Consider the following 21324-nt stretch of genomic DNA (forward strand, 5'->3'; position numbering starts at 1 on the left):
AATTTGCTCAACTAAAAGCTCTGTCAAACGATGAATTACGCCAAATTTCAGCTGAGCTTAAAGCCTACATAGCCGACGAACTTGGGAGCATCGACAGTAAGCTTACAGAGCTTAACGAACAGGTCGCTCATCCTGATATAGATGTCAATCAGAAAGAGCAGTTCTTCAATCAGATTGATAAACTCGAAGCCGACCGGAATACTGAGCTAGAGCGAATCCTTCTCGATATTCTTCCTCGTGCCTTTGCCATTGTGAAGGAAACGGCTCGCCGTTTTACTGAGAATGAGCAAATAACTGTAACCGCTACAGATTTTGACCGTGAGGTTGCGTCTCGAAAAAGAAACGTAGTAATTGACGGCGAACAGGCGCATTGGGCAAATCGCTGGGATGCCGCAGGAACCGCTGTTAAATGGGACATGGTCCATTACGATGTTCAGATTATTGGGGGCGTGGTTCTGCACCAGGGCAAAATTGCGGAAATGGCTACAGGTGAGGGTAAAACCCTTGTTGCTACGTTTCCTGCTTTCCTGAATGGTCTGGCAGGACGGGGTGTACATATCGTTACGGTTAACGATTACCTGGCTAAACGCGACTCCGAGTGGATGGCTCCTCTGTTTGAGTTTCATGGCATGCGCGTTGATTGTATCGACAAACATCAACCTAATACAGAGCAGCGTAAACAAGCTTACCTGGCCGATATTACATACGGAACCAATAATGAATTTGGCTTCGATTATCTGCGGGATAATATGGCGCGCGAAACAGGCGAATTGGTTCAGCGTAAACATCACTACGCCATGGTCGACGAAGTTGACTCCGTATTGATTGATGATGCCCGTACTCCATTGATTATTAGCGGTCCTGTGCCCCGTGGCGATGAGCAGGATTATATTGAGCTGAAACCTCGTGTTGCGCGGGTGGTAGAAGCACAGCGTAAATTAGTGTATGATCTCCTGAATGATGCCAAGAAAAAAATTGCGGCCGGCGATGAAAAAGAAGGAGGTTTATCATTATTCCGGGCTCATCGTGGCTTACCTAAACATAAGCCGCTCATCAAGTTTCTAAGCGAAACCGGCAATAAAGCTCTGCTTCAGAAAACAGAAGCTATTTATCTGGCCGAAAACCAGAAGCTAATGCCTGAAGCTGATGCTCCGTTGTATTTTACGATTGATGAGCGTCATAACAGCATCGACTTAACTGAAAAGGGAATTGATTACATAACGGGATCTGGTGAAGACCCCAACTTCTTTATCCTTCCTGACCTGTCAATAGATCTTAATGCGATCGATAAAGACGGTGACTTTTCTGAGCAGGATAAAATTCTTCATAAAGAAGCTGTTGTCCGCGACTACGCCGTCAAAACACAACGTATCAATACCGTCAATCAGTTACTGAAAGCCTACTGCCTGTTCGAACGGGATACCGAATATGTAATTATGGACGGTAAGGTAAAGATTGTTGATGAGCAAACGGGACGTATTATGGAAGGCCGTCGCTGGTCGGATGGGCTGCACCAGGCGGTTGAAGCGAAAGAGAACGTAAAAGTTGAAGATGCTACGCAGACCTACGCAACTATTACGCTCCAGAACTATTTCCGTATGTATCATAAGCGTGCCGGTATGACGGGAACCGCTGAAACGGAAGCCTCAGAATTCTGGCAGATTTACAAAATGGACGTAGTGGTTATTCCAACCAATAAATCCATCAGCCGCAAAGATGAAGAGGATAAAGTTTATCGATCTGTACGGGAAAAATACAACGCTGTCGTTGAAGAGATTACAAGTCTCGTTGAGAAAGGTCGGCCTGTTCTGGTTGGTACTACGTCGGTAGAGAACTCTGAACTACTAAGCCGACTGCTAACACTACGTAAGATTCCGCATCAGGTCCTGAACGCTAAATATCACCAGCGGGAAGCCGAGATTGTAGCCACAGCAGGCTTACCAGGCAACGTAACGATTGCGACTAACATGGCCGGTCGTGGTACGGATATTAAGCTTACGCCGGAGTCACGGGCCGCTGGCGGTTTGGCCATCATTGGTACAGAACGGCACGAGTCGCGTCGGGTAGACCGTCAGTTACGGGGCCGTTCGGGTCGTCAGGGTGATCCTGGTACGTCGCAGTTTTTCGTTTCTCTGGAAGATAGTCTGATGCGTCTTTTCGGTTCTGAACGTATTGCTAAAGTGATGGACCGGATGGGGCTTGAAGAAGGTGAAGTAATTCAGCACTCAATGATTACGAAATCCATCGAACGCGCTCAGAAGAAGGTAGAAGAAAACAACTTCGGTATCCGGAAGCGTCTGCTCGAATACGATGACGTAATGAACTACCAACGCGAAGCTATCTACAAACGCCGTCGCAATGCTTTGTTCGGCGATCGTCTACCGCTGGACATTGCCAACACGATGTACGACGTAGTGGAAGAAATGGTTAACAATGCCGAAGGTAACTACGAAGAAATAAAAATTCAGTTACTGACTACACTCGGACTTTCACCCGCTTTATCCAATGAGGAATTTAATCGTTTGAAAAAGCCAGACCAAGTTCGGCGGTTATATGACGAAGTAGAAGAGCACTATCAGGCTAAAAACCATGCTATTGCCGACAAGGCACTACCGGTATTAACGCAGGTTCTTAATGAGCAAGGCCATCAGATTAAAAACATTGTGGTGCCCTTCTCAGATGGCATGCATGAGTTAACGGTTGTTTCAGATTTGCGCAAAGCAGTTGAAAGTGGTGGCCGGGAGATCGTTACAGAAATGGAAAAAGCTGTTACGTTGTCGGTGATCGATCAGGAATGGAAAGAACACCTTCGCGAAATGGATGATTTGAAGCAGTCGGTGCAGAATGCAGTTTTTGAGCAGAAGGATCCATTGCTGGTTTATAAGTTCGAATCGGTAGAACTCTTCAAGCGCTTCCTAAATAAAGTTAATTTCGACACAATCAATTTCCTGACGAAAGCCGATATTCCAGCGCAGGAAGTTGAAGAAGTACAGCAGGAAATTCGCCAGGCCCCTGCACAACAGCGTCAGCAACCACAACCAAAGCTCCATACCAACATGGAAGACTTTGACGACAGCCACCTTGCTACAGGACCGGAAGAGTACGCTCGGCGCATGGCAGAAAACGATGCCATGGGTGCTGGTGCCCCTCCCATGCCCGCTCAGCGCCAGGCTCCTGCCCGAGTTATTAAATTAGATCGTAATGCTCGCGTCAATGTGCAATATGCTGATGGCTCCGTAAAGCGTGACGTTAAATTCAAAACAGTTGAAAATGACGTCATTAGCGGTAAAGCTATGCTGATTGAATAAGCGCATCTCAAACCTATACCTAAATGCCCTCCAGCTTATTAGCTGGAGGGCATTTTTTTGATGGTTATGTCAGCAATATAGACACTTTTCTGCCAGCCAACCCGTTATGAAATTAGCATGAATACCGCTATTTTTCCGCTGCTGTTATACGGGCTTTTTTTCTTACTGCCCCCTGCCGAACCCATACGGCTTCGGTCTGAATCCCTTCCTTTTACACCGAAAGAATTTTACATAGCTACCGTAACAGACCAGCGGTCTGAACGTGGTCCTGTTGCAAAGCTGGCGTTAGTTATAGACCAGCCAACGCAGCCTGTTGATCTGGAGAAAGGAGTTGCCGCCAGTTTTTATCAGTTCATCAATCAAAGTCTTAAACAGAATAAAACGCTACGTCCGATCGGGATGCGTATTCGGCAATGCCAAATTAATGAAACGGCCAGTGGCCGACGTGTAACAGGTCAGTTCGTTTTTTCGGTTGCTTTTGACTTATTGGGTAAAGACGACGCAGGCGACGAAACCAGAACCCAACTAACGGAATATAAGGGTAGTGCAAACTACACACGCCCTCTGGAGCAGAGAACCGTCCTTGAATCAGTAATCCGTCAATCCTTAGTAGCTTCGTTACGTAATCTGAATGATTACATGAACCGCGAGAGTAATCGTAACGAAAAGTTAGCGAGAAGCCTCAAAATTAATTTTGTGGACGACACACGAATCACGGATGACGATACAGTGAATTACAATCCTGACCGTAAGTTGGTCTGGGCTGATTTTAAAGCCGAACCTCGACGAGGCAGCCACTACGCAGCTGAAGTCTTTACTAGCTTTGCGTACGAAGGTAAAAGTACCGTGAAAGATGGCGTTATTATTCTCAACCTGACAGCGAAAGCGTATATGCTGAAAAAATCGTCGTGGGGGCGGGCCGATGCACGTAACGCGTATGCGCTGAATCATGAGCAACGGCATTTCGATATCGTAAAAGTTATTGCTGAGCGGTTTAAACGAAAAATTCAGGCCAATATCCTAACGCTGGAGGATTACAACAGCCAGATGCAGTACGAATTCCTTGAATCTTTTCGGGAAATGAATCGTCTGCAAACTCAGTATGATGATGAAACGAACCACAGCCTGAATCAAGCTGCGCAAGAACGCTGGAATCAAAAGATTGACGCAGAACTACGTAGCTTTGGGGTGATCAAATAAGCGTATTCGTTGAAAAAAGTTCGCGTTCTGCATGTAAGTACGGCACATCAGCCCCAGGACCCCCGTATTGTATTTAAGCAATGTCAGACGCTGACCGGGTCGTACGATGTATTTTGCGCTTTACCTCATGCCGACTCAACTATCTCGCCCGACATCCATTTCATTCGCCTACCTTACTTCAAACGTGTCATTTGGCGAATTTTATTGACTTGTCCACTCATTATGCTACGGTGCCTATGGTTACGTCCTAAGCTTGTCCATGTTTACGTTCCCGAATTTTTGCCATTCGCCTACATTTTTCGCCTTCTTGGTTCAAAAATTATTTACGAAGTACAGGAAAATCTTCATAAAAAAATGCACCTGAAAACGTTGAACCGTGGTTTTCTTTTGGAAAAACTGTTTCGTTGGTTCGATAGCCTTGCACAACGCCATTTCTACCTGATTTTTACCGAACATGGCTATCTGGACACGTATACAAATCTGACTAAACCGTATGCTGTAATCTATAATTATCCTCTTTTATCCTTTTTTGAGCCGTTTCGTCAGCCCTATTTACCGAATCGAGAAAGGCCGTCATTTTTTTACATCGGCTGGCTTAGTTTTGAGCGAGCATTCGACACACTCGTAGAAGGTTTGGCAAAAATAAAGGAATATTACCCTGATTTTGCCGTTCATTTATTTGGACGACGTACGTTTTCTGATACAGATATGGAGAGACTGCCTGCTTTTGCTATGGTACGTAATAACCTGCGTTTTTACGGTTATACAGATCAGCGGCACGCCTTTGCATATGCCGCTCAGGCTACAGCAGGCCTGGCTTTACTGAAACCTGTTGGCGATTATCCAGACTCCTATACGACTAAATTATTTGAGTATATGGCACTCGGATTACCCGTCGTTACGTCGAACTTCCCACTCTACAAAAATGTCGTCGAGCGGCATGAGTGCGGCTTATGTGTTTCGCCGTCTGATGGTACACAGATCGCAGAAGCGCTTCTTTATTTAATAGAACATCCTGATAAAGCTCAGCTGATGGGTAAACGTGGGCAAGCAGCCATTAAAAAGGAGTACAATTGGGAAACGGAAGCCCAGAAATTAGTTTGTTTTTATGATCAAATTCTCAATAGTTAATCATAAACTTTCACCTTTAAAAGAAAAATAATACTTTGTCAATTCATTATTGTATTGTTCCAATGTCCAATGCTACGTTTTCCCGGAAGGATTTAACTTTAGGCACTAATTCAGGTTATAATCCGTATTAGCCTTCTATTTCTTGGCCTGATGTATATACATGCAGTAAGCCACTATCTACCAACACAGGTAGTTGGCAATGAACATTTCACCCAGCTCAATGGTCTTTCCAGCGAATGGATTATCGAACGTACGGGCATTGTAGAGCGACGTAAAGCTGCTCCAGATGAGAATACAAATACCATGACCATCGAGGTTGTAAAACGGCTCATGGAAAAAACTGACCTTACATCGGTCGACTTAATAGTTGGGGGAACTTATACACCTTATGACACTATTGTTTCGATTGCTCACGAAGCGCAGCACTTTCTGAATATTCCCGATATTCCCACCATTTCAATATCAACAGCCTGTTCCTCGCTACTGAATGCGATTGAAGTTGTGGAGGGCTATTTCGCGCTTAATAAAGCCAGTCGTGCCCTGGTCATTGTTTCGGAACATAATACGCTCTATTACAACGAGAAAGATACTGTTTCGGGGCATTTATGGGGTGATGGTGCAGCCGCTTTGCTGATAACGAAAGATCGTCAGAGCGAGGAAGATTTTGCAATCAAGGCTTTATTAACAGGTGGAGCGGCTCATACACCCAAAGCAACAACGGGTGTAATGATGAAGCCCGCCGATGGAGGAGTTACCATGCCCCATGGTCGCGATGTGTTTATCAATGCCTGTCAATACATGCCCAAAGCTAGTTTGCAGATACTTGAACGATGCGGTCTAACCCTGTCTGATGTAGCTTATATATTACCCCACCAAGCTAATTTGCGTATCTCACGCAACGTAATGAATACGCTTGGCCTACCCGAAGAGAAACTAATCTCGAATATTCAGTACTACGGTAATACGGGATGCGCAGGTTGTGCTATTGCACTCTCTGAGCGATGGGATAGCTTCAAAAAGGGAGAACACATTATTATTACCGTTTTTGGAGGAGGCTACTCTTACGGAGCCATGCTGGTAGAAGTGTAAAATGCAGTTATAAAGTTACAGGGTTGCAAAGTTGTAGAGTTGATAACGTATCAGAGAACTCTACAACTTTACAACCCTGTAACTTTATACACCTGTAATTACTGCGCTTCTGCCCGCCAGGTATTGTTTTTCCCGTTGATATCCGGCAGTTGTTGATCGGGGTCAACAACGACCGTTTTGAGTGGAGAAGTTGAGTTGTACTTGAATGTCCACGTACCACCTCGCTCCCATACTTCTACTGGTAGGTTAACACGGGATTTTTTTCCATTGCTTTCAGTTACTTCAACTATAACAGGCATAGCCATTTTTTCGAGGTTTTCGATGGAAATGAGCGATCCGTTACTGGGTGTCCCATCCACGTATTTCACGCCCTGAATTCCCTGATCGAGTTTCCAGGTTTCGTAGAAAAAGCCTCGCCAGAACCAGCTCAAATCTTCACCAGCCCCATCTTCCATTGAGCGGAAGAAATCATAGGGAGTAGGATGCTTAAAGGCCCAGCGATTCACATAATTTTTGAAAGCATAATCAAATCGATCAGGTCCAAGAATTACGTCGCGAAGGAGCTTCAGACCAATCCCTGGTTTGTAATAGGCCAGAATACCCAATGCCCGAGGCTGCTGAACATCTGGAATTGTCATGATTGGCTCGGTCGGAAACGCAAGAGCGGGCGCTAAGTCGTGCATGGTTCCGCGCTCACGATTATACTCTCCTTTATTGAAGTTAGCCGTGGAAAGAAAATTAATGAACGTATTAAATCCTTCGTCCATCCATGGGAATTTACGTTCATTATTCCCGACAATCATGGGAAACCAGTTATGGCCAAATTCGTGATCGGTTACGCCCCACAAGGCATCTTTCTTATCTTTATGATTACAGAATATAATGCCCGGATATTCCATTCCGCCCACAATTCCTGCTACGTTGGTTGCTACAGGATAGCTGTACTCATACAGATATTTTGAGTAAAATTCGACGCAACCCTTTACGTATTCCGTTGAGCGATTCCAGGAATCATTAGTCGCACTTTCAACCGGATAAACGGACTGGGCAAGCGCAATTTTACCGCTGGGCAATGTCATTTTGGCCGCATCCCACACAAAGGCTTTCGACGATGCCCATGCTACGTCCCGACTATTCTGACACCGGAATTTCCAGGTTAGCGTACCCGACCGTTTAGGGCGCGAATCAGGATTTGTCACTTCATCTTTACCACGAATGATTACGGTCTGATCGCTATTACGGGCCTGAGCCAGCCGCTTGATTTGCTCAGCGGTCAGTACGTCATTTGGATTCAATAACTCACCCGAGCCAACAACAATATGATTCCAGGGTGCCGTGATGCTATATTCATAATTACCGTAGTCGAGGTAAAACTCACCGGCTCCTAAGTAAGGCAATACGTTCCATCCTTCAATATCATCGTACACACACATCCGCGGATACCACTGAGCGATTTCGTAGATGATACCATCCTTACGCTGCAACTGCCCCATACGGTCGGAAGCATATTCAGGTATTTTGAATGAATACGCTACTTTTATTTTCACTACGTCCCCGTTGGCTTTTATGGGCTCGGCCAGCCGAATCTGCATCCGGGTATCGGTAATGACGTAAGGTGTTGTTGCAAACTTTCCTTTAGCCTGATCAACCGCTACGCTTGCTATCTGAAATCCACCGGCAAATCCCTGATTCCCAAACCGCCCGCCCGAAACGGGAGTTGTTTTCGTTGCCCTTGACGTATCGCTAAAAGCATTTTGATCCAGTTGAAGCCATACGTAGGGCAAGGTTTCGGGTGAGTTATTTTTGTAGGTAATAATTACCTCGCCCGTTACGGTATTCTGCTGATCATCCAGCGCTACGTTGATTTGATAATCAGACTGATTCTGCCAGTAACGTGGTCCGGGGGCACCGCTGCCCGTACGGTAATCATTACCGGGCTGCATGTTAAACAAAGGATGAAACAGGGCGAGTGGGTCGTACTTTGATGTTGGCGTGGACGACGGCGTCGTTTGAGCAAGCGAAGCAAAACTCAAGGCCCAAAAACCTGCCCAGAGAGCAATTTTTCTCATGAATAATTTAGGTCAACAATCGTATATATTACAAATAACGTGATAAAGCCTCAAAAGCAGATAGTCTTCATAAAGACAAGTGTAAGTCGAGACCGTGATGAACAAGCAGAAAAACAAACAAGCCAATCCAAAGGATATCAACAAAGTGCCAATACAATGTGATTAGCCTTATTTTAAGACGATTGGGTGGATTGACGCTGTAAACAAAGGAATCAATGTAAGGCCGCCGACGTAACGCTTCGACCAGCATAATCGTTAGAAAAATGAGTCCGACTAAAATGTGCAGCAAATGGATTCCGGATATAATGTAAATAAATCCTCCTGCCGGATTGGCCTCCAGTCCAATACCAGCCCGAATCATCTGACGCCATCCCCAAGCCTGTAACATCATAAACAACGCCCCAAGCACTAGCGTAGTTGCCAGATTGGTACGATAACTATTGAAACGTTCGTGCCGAAAAGCCTGAATGGCGTTGTGAAGACTTAAGCTGCTTAAAAGAATGACAACTGTGCTTACTAGAAATACAGCCGGTAACTTTATGTCTGCCCAGCCAGAGCCTGTTCGACGGATGACGTAGGCAACCAGTAGCATCGTGAAAATCATCACACTACTCGCAATGCCCAGCCAGACCATGAAGCGGAACGGCTCCCGCCGTTTGGTCACAAAATTGCTCATGATAATCAATAGTGAGTCAGTCGTCTATCAATAGTAATTATCAGCTAAACAAATAATAGACTTAACAGAAAATCATTATAGACAGACAGTTACAGCTCTCCTTGCCAAACGCTGTATTGCAAGAATTGGTTTGGGATTGTAACGGGGGCCTGGAAAATTCCGTATATAGTAGAGCCAGAACCGCTCATGCTGGCATACACAGCCCCCGCCTGGTAAAGCTGCTGCTTAATTTCGGGCAGCACTGGATATTTCGGAAACAGACTATCTTCAAAATCATTATGAACGGTCTCACGCCAGGTTGCGGGCGACTTTTGCAACTGCGTATACAGAGAAACTTCTGGTTGACGGGGACGTACCCCCGCGTAGGCTTCCGCCGTCGAAATAGCCAGATTTGGATGAACCAGCATGATATGGTATCCATTCAGATCAACCTCAATCTCTTCAAATACGTCTCCCTTTTCAATACAATAGAGAGGGCGATTCTGAATAAAAAACGCGCAGTCGCTGCCGAGCCGACGCGCATAACTCTCTAGTTGAGCGTTGTTTAAGCCTAACGAAAAACGCTCATTTAATAAACGTAATGTAAAAGCTGCGTCGGCCGATCCGCCACCAAGGCCGGCCCCAATAGGTACATTTTTTTGCAGATGTATTTGCGCAAGCGGCAAATCGAAGTCTGTTTTCAGCAAATCATAAGCACGAATACAAAGATTTCCGGTCTGTTCGCCCGGAATCGGTAAGCCACTACTGGTAAACGCAAACGTATCAGAAGGAATAACTTCCAGTATATCGCTCCACGCAACCGGATAAAAACAGGATTGCAGGTTATGAAAGCCATCCGCACGTTTCTCTGTAATATGTAAGCCAAGATTGATTTTGCAATTGGGAAAGATAATCATGCTGAAAGTATGCTCTTTAGTACAACTATAAGATTTCAGTACGTACCAACAGTTAACTTACTACGTACATCCAACCTGCTTTCATCTATTTACGCATTGTGCCATTCAACGTCGCTGTTTCAAATTTTTCAGGAACTAGTCGTTAACGGCATTGAGGTCAAAAATCTGATCGACGCTGTCCGGTAACTCATGCTGATTGTGCGTAACGAACAGGATTGTTTTGTCATTAAGACTTCCTATTAATCGCCGGGCACGTTCAATGTGATGCGCATCTATTACCTGAAAAGGTTCGTCCAGCAATAATACAGGTGGGTTTTTGAGTAAAGCCCGTATCAGCAAAATCAATCGCTGCTCTCCTGCCGATAAGGTTCCAAACGGACGATTTAACGTATCAATCAACCCAAAATAAGTGAGGAGTTGGATTAAGTCAGCCTCCGTCTCGGGCGCTACGTTCTTTGATGGCGTCAGGGTATCCGTTAATCCTGTAAGAGCGACCTGACGTACTGACAAATGTTGTGGAAAATAAAGGTGCAGTTCAGGTGAAACAAATCCTATCCGACGTTTTACATCCCAAATACTCTCGCCAGATTTGCCACGCCGGTGTCCAAATACATGTACGTCATTCGCATACGCCTGCGGGTGATCACCATAAAGCAGGCTGAGCAACACTGATTTTCCGGCACCGTTTTGCCCTAATAATGCCCACTGTTCTCCAGCCTGAATAGCCCAGTTGATGTTATTCAGAATTACCGTTTCTCCATAACGTACCGTTACGTTTCTCAATCGAAAAGCTTCCGCAAAGTCAGGTAATTTTGGTTTCGTTTGAAGTATAGGTAATGGCGATTCTACTACGTCCTGAATTGGCGGAGCATACGATTTTACTTCACCTTGCCATTGAACTTCACCTTCCTTGAGCACGATAACGTGCGTTGCGAATGGAGGAATATTTTCAGCGTCAGTAACTAAAGCCAGTGTCAATCCGTGGTTCATCAGCTCACCTAGCCATTCTGTCAGTTCCGCACGGAATGTCTTGTCTAACCCAACAAATGGATTGTCCAGCAGCAAAATGGTCGGGTGGCGTAAAAGTGCTTTTCCAATACGTGTTTTCCGCGTCTGCCCGTTTGATAGTTTCAGAAAAGAACGGTCGAGTAAAGGTTCCAGACCCAGTCGTTTTACCAGCGCGTTGTTTTCCGGCGACTCTGTAAACTGCAAATAATTACGTACTGTTGGAATGGAATGATAGGCGGGTTCTTCGCCTTCCGGATTATCGCCCATAGTGGCCTGATACCGTTGCTGATAAAAATAGCCACTGTAAGAAAAACGGCTGGATTCCTCTTTAAACGAAACAAATTCAGCAGACGCCTGTCGGGAAAGAGAACCTGGTTGCGCCGGAAACTGACCTGCCAATACCTGAAGTAGCGTTGTTTTACCACTTCCTGTAGGACCAATAATAGCCCAGCATTCGTGCTGGCGGAGGGCAAACGTTACGTTCGTTAGAATCGGCTTCCCGCTTCGGCGAGCCGTAAAATTAGTTAGAGCAATCAGCGGAGATTCGTCAGGCATAAAAAAATAATCGGGGTCATACCTTTGCAAAGGTATGACCCCGATTCACAACTTGGATTATACTTTATTTACTTATGGTTTACCAGGCGTTGTTGTCGTCGATGGCGTTGTGGTTGTCGACGATGAGCTTTTGGTACGACGGTTATTGTTGGTCGTAGTACCTGTGTTTGTCCGGTCCGTGGTACCCATTGAATTCATATCAGACGACGTACTCGTTCCTGAGTTAGAACTATTCGGCGTTGTACCAGTACTATACGTGCTATTTGGCGTTGTCATCGTGCTGGGCGTGGTTGTTCCTGTAGAAGGATTAACGGTGCCCGTTTGCGTTGACGGAAGCGATGTTCCCGAGTTTACGCCCTGTCTGGCAGGTGTCGTCGGCTGGTTCTGGTACGTGTTGCTATTGGTCGGCGGCTGTGGCTGATTAACCCCTGTATTAACAGACGATGGAGTCTGAGTCATACCAGAAGAGGGTTGCGTTTGATACGTTCCCGAATTTGTACCCGAGTTTGACGGGCTTGTATACGTACCCGTTGTTCCTGTCGTACCCGAATTAGTCGTCGAGTTTGTATTTTGAGCGTTCGCACTTAGGGTTACGCCGGCTACCAGCATCCAACCCATTATCATTATTTTTTTCATTAGTTGAGTATGTTTATCGTTTTTAACCCGATATTCTATAGTATAACTCAACTAGTCTAGAGTTGTTTAATATTTTTTTAATTAATCTCATTCTTTTCTGTTGAGCGTCAGCTTAGTTCATAAAAAAAGCCGTGAGCAAATTTTTCGCTCACGGCTTTTTCAGCATATTATTCAGTTTACAACGTACCTTTTTTCATTTCCTTCACAGCGAAGTCGGCTGCACGCGCCGTTAAGGCCATATAGGTTAACGATGGATTTACGCAGGAAGCTGACACCATGCAGGCGCCATCGGTATTAAACACGTTTTTAACTGCATGAACTTGGTTATGAGCGTTCAGCACCGACGTTTTTGGATCACGACCCATGCGAGCAGTACCCATTTCGTGAATACCGATACCCGGGTTTTTGGTCATGTCGTTATAGGGTGTTACGTTCTTCAAGCCCGCAGCTTCGAGCATTTCGGCGGCATCGTTCATCATGTCGATCCGCATCTTTTTCTCGTTTTCGCCGTAGGCAGCATCGAAAACAATCAGCGGCAAGCCCCATTTATCTTTTTGATCGGGCGAGAGCGTCATACGGTTATTAGGATCCGCAATCATTTCGCCGAAACCACCTAAGCTCATTGTCCATGGACCTGGTTTCGTTAAGCTTTCTTTGAAATCAGCGCCAAAGCCTTCCATACCGTTACCTCTGTTCCAGCCACCGCGACCCGCCCCGCCCTGGTATCCGAAGCCGCGTACGTAATCGCGTTTATCGCCATTCCAGTTACGATAGCGCGGAATGTACACCCCATTGGCACGACGACCGTAATAATACTGATCTTCCATACCTTCGAACGTACCGGCAGCGCCAGCAGCCAGGTGGTGGTCCATAATGTTACGTCCGAGCTGGTCCGAATCGTTACCCATTCCATTCGGGAACCGGTGCGACTTCGAGTTCATAAGAATCGACGTACTGGCAAATGCAGATGCATTCAGGAAGATAATCCGGGCAAAGTATTCACGAACCTCCTTGGTATTCTGATCAATTACCCGAACACCCGTTGCTTTGCCTTTCTTTTCATCATAAAGTACTTCCGAGACGATAGAATCAGGACGTAACGTCAGCCGGCCCGTTTTCATAGCTGCGGGCAACGTAGCAGACTGCGTACTGAAATAAGCCCCGTACGGACAGCCGCGCATACACTGATTCCGGAACTGACAGGCGGCCCGACCAAGATCGTAGTGAAGTTGTTTAGGCTGAGTCAGGTGAGCCGTGCGGCCCATCGTAACAAGCCGCTTCGGAAAGGCTTTTTCTATCTTTTTCTTCGCTTCTTTTTCCAGGCAATTCATCTGCATTGCGGGCAGAAAATTTCCGTCGGGCAACACATCCACACCGTCCTTATTTCCGGAAACGCCAATAAACGTTTCAGCGTAGGTGTACCATGGCGCTAAATCGTCATAACGGATAGGCCAGTCAACCCCGATGCCTTCTTTGGCATTTGCCATGAAGTCTTCTTTATTCCAGCGGTAGCTCTGGCGTCCCCACATCAGCGAACGACCACCCACGTGATACCCCCGAATCCAGTCGACTTTTCGTTTTTCGAGGTAAGGGTTCTCTTTGTCGTTTTCGAAAAAATGCCGCCATTCTTCGTTGGCAGTATATCCGGTACGCATGTTAGCCCAGTATTCTTCGGCGGCCATCGTTGTGATACGTCCCCGGTGCGGAAAATCCCAGGGGTTATTGGTAGCGGTAGGATAGCCTTCGATGTGTTTCACATCGCGGCCTCGCTCCAGCATCAGTACTTTTAAGCCTTTTTGCGTGAGTTCTTTCGCAGCCCAGCCACCCGAAATACCCGACCCAACGACAATAGCGTCGTAGGTCATATCTTTTTTTGCGTCTATATTGAGGTTCATTCTTAGAGAAAATTTTTAAAGTTATAAAGTCATATAGCTGTAAAGTCGGCAGGACCTGCCTGCAATCAACTCTATACCTTTTCAACTCTATAACTACGTAACTAAGTTAGATTGCCCAGGCTTTCTGACCGGGTTTAAGCGTAACGCAACCATCATAACGGCCCGGAACCGCTACGTATTCCAGAGCTTGTGTTGCGCCTATTTCAGAGGTAAAATAACCCGTCAGCGTAAGGTCTTTCAACATGGTGTAGAAAGGCGTGTACCGCTTTTTGGCTTCGGGCATTTGCAGGTCAGCCTGCGAATTCTCCACTTTCGCAGCTGATTTAGCAGGAGCCATCTGAGCTTTCAATTGCTTGTCGTCGGCTTCGAGCTTCTTCACGATCTCAATACGTTGCGTTGGGTCAAGCTGCACAAACGGCTTGTTATACGCATCCTGACTCAATTTGTTTGTCTGAGCTAGCCCTTCCAGAAAACGTTGCTGATCGTCGGGTTTGTAGCAATCTTTGACAATAACGTCAATAATTTCATTCACCTTCGCGGCTTTAGCACCGGGCGTACTGGTCGTTGGAATAATCGTATCAGCCAATTCAGCAACGGTTGCGTCCTGATCAGCCGTAAAGAAGACGGGTTTGCCTGTCAGGGCACGTCGGGTAGCTGAGGCTTCGAGCGTATCGGCCAGCGCAGGCAGCGCTATGGTAGCACCAGCCAACGCAGCTACCCGCATGAGGGCGTCTCTTCTGTTCATAGGTTTAAAGCAAATTAGACTTTCAAGTAGAACGATTTAAGCAGTTACAAATGTATAAAAATCAAGGAATGGATTGTGCTATTTGAGGATACTCTTTTCGTTAAAATACGCTAATTAGAATCATACTAACTGACGGTATAAACAAGGCCATCAACGTCAATCCGTCAATGGCCCTTCGCTTACTCCTGTCTGATACCCGGCATTACTCAACTCTCCCGTAACTCGCTAACAGCCAGCCAGCTCATCAGGCCAGCACCCGTTTCCAGAGCGGCTTCGTCAATATCGAAGGTTGGCGTATGAACACCGGATACGATACCCCGCGCTTCGTTACGTGTACCCAATCGATAAAAGCAGGAATCGACCACCTGCGAATAAAAAGCGAAATCTTCGCCTGCCATCCATAAGTCGAGATCCACTACGTTCTCGGCGCCCATATACTCAACGGCCTGTGCCCGTACACGCCGGGTCAGTTCGGGGTGGTTTTTCAGAAACGGGTATCCGTCTACAACAGTAAATTCACAGCTTCCGCCCATCGCTTCGGCAATACCCTGGGCGAGTTTTACCATGCGCCGTTTACCTTCCGCCCTCCATTCTTCGTTCATGCATCGAAACGTGCCCTGAATCGTTACTTCATTCGGTATTACGTTCGTTACCCCGTCGGCAATAAACCGGCCAAACGACAAAACTGATGGACTGGCAGGTGGGCGGTTCCGGCTGATAATCTGCTGCAGAGCAACAATGATGTGTGACGCAATCAGAACCGGATCAACCAGATTGTCGGGCATGGCAGCATGGCCACCTTTCCCCCGAACGGTCATATAAATCTCGTCAGTACTAGCCATATACATGCCTTCGCGGAAGCCAATCTTTCCGACCGGAATATTCGGTGCTACGTGCTGGCCCAGCATACTCACGGGCGCGGGGTTCTGAAGAACTCCTTCCTTAATCATCAGTGAGGCTCCACCCGGCGCTTTCTCCTCACCTGGTTGAAATACCAGTTTTACCGTTCCATCAAACTGATCACGCAGTACGTGCAAAATACGCGCTACGCCCAGCAGACTGGCGGTATGTGCGTCGTGTCCGCAGGCATGCATAACGCCGTCGACGGTCGATTTATACGGCACGTCATTCGCTTCGTGAATCGGCAATGCGTCCATGTCGGCCCGCAAACCAACCACTTTTGAAGGCACTGCGGAGCTATTACTCTTACGTCCTTCGATGATGGCGACTAAACCCGTATCGGCTACGCCTTCCTGGGGGGTTATGCCGATGGCCTTCAATTGATCGGCAACGTAGCGAGCCGTATTCCGCTCGTGAAACGATAGCTCAGGATGAGCATGAAGATGTCGGCGCGTCTGCACAATATCGGCTGCATATTGCCGAGCGAGAGATTTAATTGAATCGAGCATAGTAACGCGACCGAAAAGCCGCATTTGTTTGATATACAGCGACTCTATAGCCGCGTTACGAATTACTGTATGGTTATAAACTCATAATCGCTGATAACCGTTTCCAGAAACGCCCGGTTTGGCATACTGCTGTGAATCCCGGTTACAACTTTAATCTTGTCGGCAGTACGTTGGATAGCGCCTTCATCGCTCCGATACAGCATCTCCCGGACAATGGTAATGTCGCGATCAGAAAGCAGTCGAACATCAGGGAACTGGACGGTGTAGTTTTCGGGAGCGGTCTGAATCAGGATTTCATCCAACGTAACGGCCGGTGCCAGTTTTACAACGGTTGTGCCCGCAGCAATGTCGCCCAGTCGCTGTCCCCTACCATTCGCAGCAATAGCAATGACCGGAATTATGCCCCCGATGAACGCGGCCGACTCAACAATCCGAAACAGCCATCGGATTAAGTAAGCCCCTAACGTTGGCTGCGAACCGTCAAGCATTACGACCTGGATACCTCTCGCCAATTTACCGACGCTACGTCCGTTAAGTAGCCATTCGCTGATCAGGTCATAGAATACGACAGGCAAAAATACCAGCAGAAAATAAAACGAACCGGGTTGAATCCCGATTCGGGTGGGTAAAGCGAGCGTCAGAATAAACCATCCGACAAACACAGCGTAATCGATCATGGCAGCCATAATGCGGTCGCCAAGGCTGGCAGGCTCGTATTCCAGCAATACGTTCTGAGAAGTGAGGATGGCAACAGACATTCAGGAAGTCAGTACGGGATCGCCCGCGCGGTTGTTTTTCAAAATTCGTAAGTAAGCCTGTTCGGTCAAAAACTTTTTATCGAAAACTAACGATCAACTTGGTTACATGACTGAACTTCGTTAATTTGACGTATAACGACGATTAGCGGTCGACTCCCGATTTACAATGCGCGAAGCCCTGTTCATTAAACGTAACGCCGACAAATGGCGTGATATGGAGGAAAACCCCACGCACGATCCTGATACGTTAACCGATCGTTTTGTGGAGTTGACGGATGACCTATCCTATGCGCGAACGTTTTACCCCCGCGCCAGGGTAACGCGCTATCTGAATGGTCTGGCCGCCCATATGCACCGAAGCCTGATGCAGAACCGCCGGGACGACCGTGGCCGTTTCGTTACGTTCTGGACGTATGAATTGCCTTTGTTGTTCAGGCAATCGCATCGATTACTGGCTTTATCGGCCGGTATATTTCTGGTAGCTTGTCTGTTAGGCTGGATTTCGGCGGCTCACGACACTACGTTCGTTCGGTTGATTCTTGGCGATCAATACGTGAATATGACGCTGGAAAACATCAAAAAAGGTGATCCGTTAGGTGTTTACAACAGCCGGGATCAGGCTTCGATGTTTATTCAGATTACGCTGAATAACATCTACGTAGCATTCCGAACGGCTATATTTGGCCTGTTTGCGTCGTTCGGGACAATGGCTATGCTGTTTTATAACGGGGTAATGCTGGGTTCCTTTCAGTACTTTTTCTACGAACGTGGCCTATTGATCGACTCTATTCTAAAAATCTGGATTCACGGTACGCTCGAAATATCAGCGATTGTCATTGCGGGGTGTGCAGGACTGACGGTGGGCAACAGTATCCTGTTTCCCGGAACCTACTCCCGGCTAGATTCTTTTAAACGTGGGGTTAAGCAGTCCATTAAAATTTCGATTGGTCTGGTGCCTATTTTCATCATGGCGGGCTTTCTGGAAAGCTTTGTTACCCGCTTAACGCTGCCGGCTGCTATCAGCGGAGGTATTATTTTACTTTCGGCTTCTTTTATTGTCTGGTATTTTATTCTATACCCAATTTCACTTAACCGCCGGATTACCTCATGATTCAACTTTTTCAGCAGCGTGATTTTGGGAATAAAATCAATGCTACGTTTCAATACATTTTCCAGAATTTTCGGAGTCTGGGATTGTCGCTATTGTACATTGTCGGGCCGGTTGCGTTAGTGGCGGGTATTGCTTCAGGCGTTATGCAGTCAAACATGCTGAAGCTCATCGGTGAATCGGCAAATGCCAACACCGATAACCCTTTTTATGCGTTTCAGATGTTAGGCTTTTTTTCGTCTCCGTCCTTTTGGCTAACCGCGCTATTCAGCCTGTTGGCCAACGTAGCGGTTATTCTAACTACGTATGCGCACATGAAGGTGTACGACCGAACTAAAGAGGAGTTAATCAGCGTATCGGATGTCTGGATCGAGATGCAGCCTGTCATTGGCCGGGCCGTTCTCATTTCAATTCTTAACTCCATTATCATCAGCTTCGGCTTTATTTTCTTCTTCATACCCGGCCTGTATCTGGCTGTTGTGCTTTCCCTATCATTAGCCGTTACGGTATTTGAAAACGCTGATTTTGGGGTTACGTGGAACCGTTGCTTCCAACTCATTCGTGACAAATGGTGGTCTACATTCGGATTGCTATGTATTATGTTCCTTATCGTGATCATTATCGGGATGGTTTTTGCCATTCCAACAACGGTCATCGCGTTTTTGACGGGAGCCAAAATACTTCCCGATATTTCTGTGGTATGGCTTATGCTGGGTAGTGTTGTGAATCAGGTTGGCCGAACGCTATTGAACGTAGTGATCTATACCGCTATTGGTTTTCAGTATACGAACTTAGTCGAAAGGCAGGAAGGGCGGGGTATGCTATCAGCCATCGACTCCATTGGCTCAACGCCTTCTCAACCCCGCGATACGGATGAAGGAAGTTATTAAAATCCTGTCAGTCGTTTCGCTGCTGACGGTCTGTAATCCTGGCGCAGGACAAACAACGACCCCTAAAAGCCAATCCATTGCGATTCGTGATGACCGGGCGCCGGTACGTGTTCGCTATCCCGAAGCGGAGCATTTACGGGATCTGCAAACCGACCATGACTACCAGTATGGGAATGACGCCCCACCGCCCGAGAACCCAATTGCCAGGCTGTTCAACTGGATTCTGCGCAAATTTGCTACGTTCCTCACTAGCGAAGCGTATCAAAACGTCTGGCAATATGTACTGCTGGCCGGTATTGCGGGTGTCGTTATCTACCTGCTCATGAAAGCAGAGGTTTTGAGCTTCCTATTTCCGAAGAGCGCTCAATCGGGCAGTCTGGATTACGAAAATTTGGCAGAAAATATTCATGAGATCAACTTTGATAAAGCGATCGACGAAGCCATTAGTCAGCGCAATTTCCGATTAGCTGTTCGCCTGCTGTATTTGCAAACCCTAAAGCGCCTGGCCGACGCAGAACGTATTGATTATAAACTCGATAAGACCAATCGGCAGTATGTATATGAACTGATCGACTCACCTCTTCATGCTGATTTTGAGCGGTTGACTCGTCAGTTCGAATTCGTTTGGTACGGCGATTTTCCCATTGACGAAGCGCGTCTTGTCTCCATTCGGGAGCACTTCCGATCTTTCAACCAATCCATTCGTCAACCGAACGTAGCAAACTGAAAAAACATAGATCGATTTTGCCAAAACCTAATAAATACCTGTTTATCCTGCTGGCGACCGTAATGGCTTATATACTCTTTGAGTATTACCGCCCGAAGCCGATCGACTGGAAGCCAACGTATCAGAACACCGATAAAATTCCGTTTGGAACGCAGGCTCTCTATGAGCTATTACCGGATGTAATGCATCAGTCAGCCATCCAAACGGTACGTTTGCCGGTCTATAATTTTTTGGCCGAAACCAAGCTACCAGCACGTAGCAATTATGTATTGATATGCCACGATTTTGAGGTTCATGGCCAGGAGTTATCGAAGCTTCTTTCTTACGTAAAGCGCGGCAATAACGTGTTTATTTCGGCTTATGCTCTTTCTGATACGTTAGGTAAAGTATTGGGATTTAAGGCCGATGAAAAAGATCCGACAAAAGCTGATACTACGTTACGTCAGAATTTTACGAACCCTCAGCTTCGGAAAGTCAACGGGTACAATTTCTTTCATGACGATGGGCGAAATTTTCTGACTATCCACAAATCGAATAACGTAACGGTATTAGGACGTAACGCTCGAAACGAGCCTGTTTTCATCCGGATTCAATACGGTAATGGCCAGTTTTTTATTCATAACCTTCCGTTGGCGTTCACAAACTATTACGTACTGGATACCAAAACGTCTGATTACGCCTTCAAGGCGCTCTCTTATTTGCCTACGCTACCTACTTATTGGGATGAGTATCAGAAACAGGGCCGGTTCGATGAAGATCAACAGTCCATTTTTCGGTATATTCGTTCGCAGCCCGCTCTGAACTGGGCGTATTATCTGGTAGTTTTTGGCTTGATTTTCTACGCCATTTTTGCCGGAAAACGTACACAACGGGTTATTCCGATTATGGAACCACCTAAAAATACGTCGTTGGGTTTTGTGAAAACTGTTGGTCGGATGTACTTCCAGCAAGGAGATCACGATAATCTGGTTCGGAAGAAAATTCTGTACTTTCTGGCTGAACTTCGCGAACGATACGGTCTGAACACAACGGTTCTGGACAAAGAATTTACGGAAACGCTGGCGCATAAAAGTGGTGTATCGAGCCAGGAAGCCGCCGAACTGATTTTATTACTACGTAACGCCCAAAAAAGCGTTTCGCTTTCCGAATTTGATTTGCTGACACTGAATAAGGCAATGGAAAAATTTAAACAGTCTGAGCCAGGATTAAACTAATTACAGCTTC

At 46.5% G+C, this 21324-nt stretch carries 17 protein-coding genes; 8 read left to right on the plus strand and 9 right to left on the minus strand.

Features of this window, described 5'->3' with window-relative positions; all coding sequences use genetic code 11:
• The 4 genes from secA to ACOJS8_RS01935 form a co-directional block, all read left to right on the plus strand.
• The coding region (gene secA / locus ACOJS8_RS01920; RefSeq protein WP_420146838.1) for a preprotein translocase subunit SecA at positions 1-3308 on the plus strand (3308 nt) is incomplete at its 5' end.
• Positions 3309-3425: 117 nt separating this feature from the next.
• A complete protein-coding gene (locus ACOJS8_RS01925) occupies positions 3426-4508 on the plus strand; it encodes a hypothetical protein (protein WP_420146839.1) in 1083 nt (360 codons plus the stop codon).
• 9 nt (positions 4509-4517) lie between these two features.
• Entirely contained in the window at positions 4518-5639 is a 1122-nt protein-coding gene (locus ACOJS8_RS01930; RefSeq protein ID WP_420146840.1) for a glycosyltransferase, read from the plus strand.
• A gap of 150 nt (positions 5640-5789) precedes the next feature.
• Positions 5790-6728: a 3-oxoacyl-ACP synthase III family protein gene (locus ACOJS8_RS01935; protein WP_420146841.1), complete on the plus strand. Its 939-nt coding sequence runs from the start codon at positions 5790-5792 to the stop codon at positions 6726-6728.
• A gap of 98 nt (positions 6729-6826) precedes the next feature.
• Here the strand turns inward: ACOJS8_RS01935 and ACOJS8_RS01940 are convergent, their stop codons facing one another.
• The 9 genes from ACOJS8_RS01940 to ACOJS8_RS01980 form a co-directional block, all read right to left on the minus strand.
• Positions 6827-8797, minus strand: coding sequence for a M1 family metallopeptidase (locus tag ACOJS8_RS01940; RefSeq protein WP_420146842.1), 1971 nt, complete (start codon positions 8795-8797; stop codon positions 6827-6829).
• Positions 8798-8864: 67 nt separating this feature from the next.
• Positions 8865-9473, minus strand: a complete 609-nt coding sequence (locus ACOJS8_RS01945) for a cytochrome c oxidase subunit 3 (RefSeq protein ID WP_420146843.1) — start codon at positions 9471-9473, stop codon at positions 8865-8867.
• An 89-nt stretch (positions 9474-9562) separates the two neighbouring features.
• Positions 9563-10369: a 4-(cytidine 5'-diphospho)-2-C-methyl-D-erythritol kinase gene (gene ispE, locus ACOJS8_RS01950; RefSeq protein WP_420146844.1), complete on the minus strand. Its 807-nt coding sequence runs from the start codon at positions 10367-10369 to the stop codon at positions 9563-9565.
• 135 nt (positions 10370-10504) lie between these two features.
• On the minus strand, positions 10505-11932 hold the full coding sequence (locus ACOJS8_RS01955; RefSeq protein WP_420146845.1) for an ATP-binding cassette domain-containing protein: 1428 nt from the start codon (positions 11930-11932) through the stop codon (positions 10505-10507).
• Between the two features lie 72 nt (positions 11933-12004).
• On the minus strand, positions 12005-12568 hold the full coding sequence (locus ACOJS8_RS01960; protein ID WP_420146846.1) for a hypothetical protein: 564 nt from the start codon (positions 12566-12568) through the stop codon (positions 12005-12007).
• 176 nt (positions 12569-12744) lie between these two features.
• The gene (locus tag ACOJS8_RS01965) at positions 12745-14463 is read right to left on the minus strand and encodes a GMC oxidoreductase (protein ID WP_420146847.1); all 1719 of its coding nucleotides are present in this window, start codon (positions 14461-14463) and stop codon (positions 12745-12747) included.
• Positions 14464-14569: 106 nt separating this feature from the next.
• Entirely contained in the window at positions 14570-15208 is a 639-nt protein-coding gene (locus tag ACOJS8_RS01970) for a gluconate 2-dehydrogenase subunit 3 family protein (protein ID WP_420146848.1), read from the minus strand.
• A 206-nt stretch (positions 15209-15414) separates the two neighbouring features.
• Positions 15415-16617 (minus strand): M20 metallopeptidase family protein, encoded by a 1203-nt coding sequence (locus tag ACOJS8_RS01975; RefSeq protein WP_420146849.1) that lies wholly within the window; start codon positions 16615-16617, stop codon positions 15415-15417.
• A gap of 62 nt (positions 16618-16679) precedes the next feature.
• The gene (locus ACOJS8_RS01980) at positions 16680-17375 is read right to left on the minus strand and encodes an RDD family protein (RefSeq protein ID WP_420146850.1); all 696 of its coding nucleotides are present in this window, start codon (positions 17373-17375) and stop codon (positions 16680-16682) included.
• A gap of 166 nt (positions 17376-17541) precedes the next feature.
• On the opposite strand from ACOJS8_RS01980, the gene ACOJS8_RS01985 reads away from it, so the two are divergent.
• Genes ACOJS8_RS01985 through ACOJS8_RS02000 form a run of 4 tightly spaced genes read left to right on the plus strand, consistent with a single transcriptional unit; the run spans position 17542 to position 21314 of the window.
• Positions 17542-18486 carry a stage II sporulation protein M gene (locus ACOJS8_RS01985; protein ID WP_420146851.1) on the plus strand — a complete coding sequence of 315 codons (945 nt, stop codon included), beginning with the start codon at positions 17542-17544 and terminating at the stop codon, positions 18484-18486.
• Positions 18483-19373: a hypothetical protein gene (locus ACOJS8_RS01990; protein ID WP_420146852.1), complete on the plus strand. Its 891-nt coding sequence runs from the start codon at positions 18483-18485 to the stop codon at positions 19371-19373. Before ACOJS8_RS01985 ends, ACOJS8_RS01990 begins: the two co-directional genes overlap by 4 nt.
• Positions 19357-20100, plus strand: coding sequence for a DUF4129 domain-containing protein (locus ACOJS8_RS01995; protein WP_420146853.1), 744 nt, complete (start codon positions 19357-19359; stop codon positions 20098-20100). The genes ACOJS8_RS01990 and ACOJS8_RS01995 overlap by 17 nt, the downstream gene beginning before the upstream one ends.
• A gap of 17 nt (positions 20101-20117) precedes the next feature.
• Positions 20118-21314 carry a DUF4350 domain-containing protein gene (locus ACOJS8_RS02000; RefSeq protein ID WP_420146854.1) on the plus strand — a complete coding sequence of 399 codons (1197 nt, stop codon included), beginning with the start codon at positions 20118-20120 and terminating at the stop codon, positions 21312-21314.
• Positions 21315-21324: the final 10 nt, after the last annotated feature.

Source organism: Spirosoma sp. (assembly GCF_048594605.1).
In the GTDB taxonomy this organism is placed as follows: domain Bacteria; phylum Bacteroidota; class Bacteroidia; order Cytophagales; family Spirosomataceae; genus Spirosoma.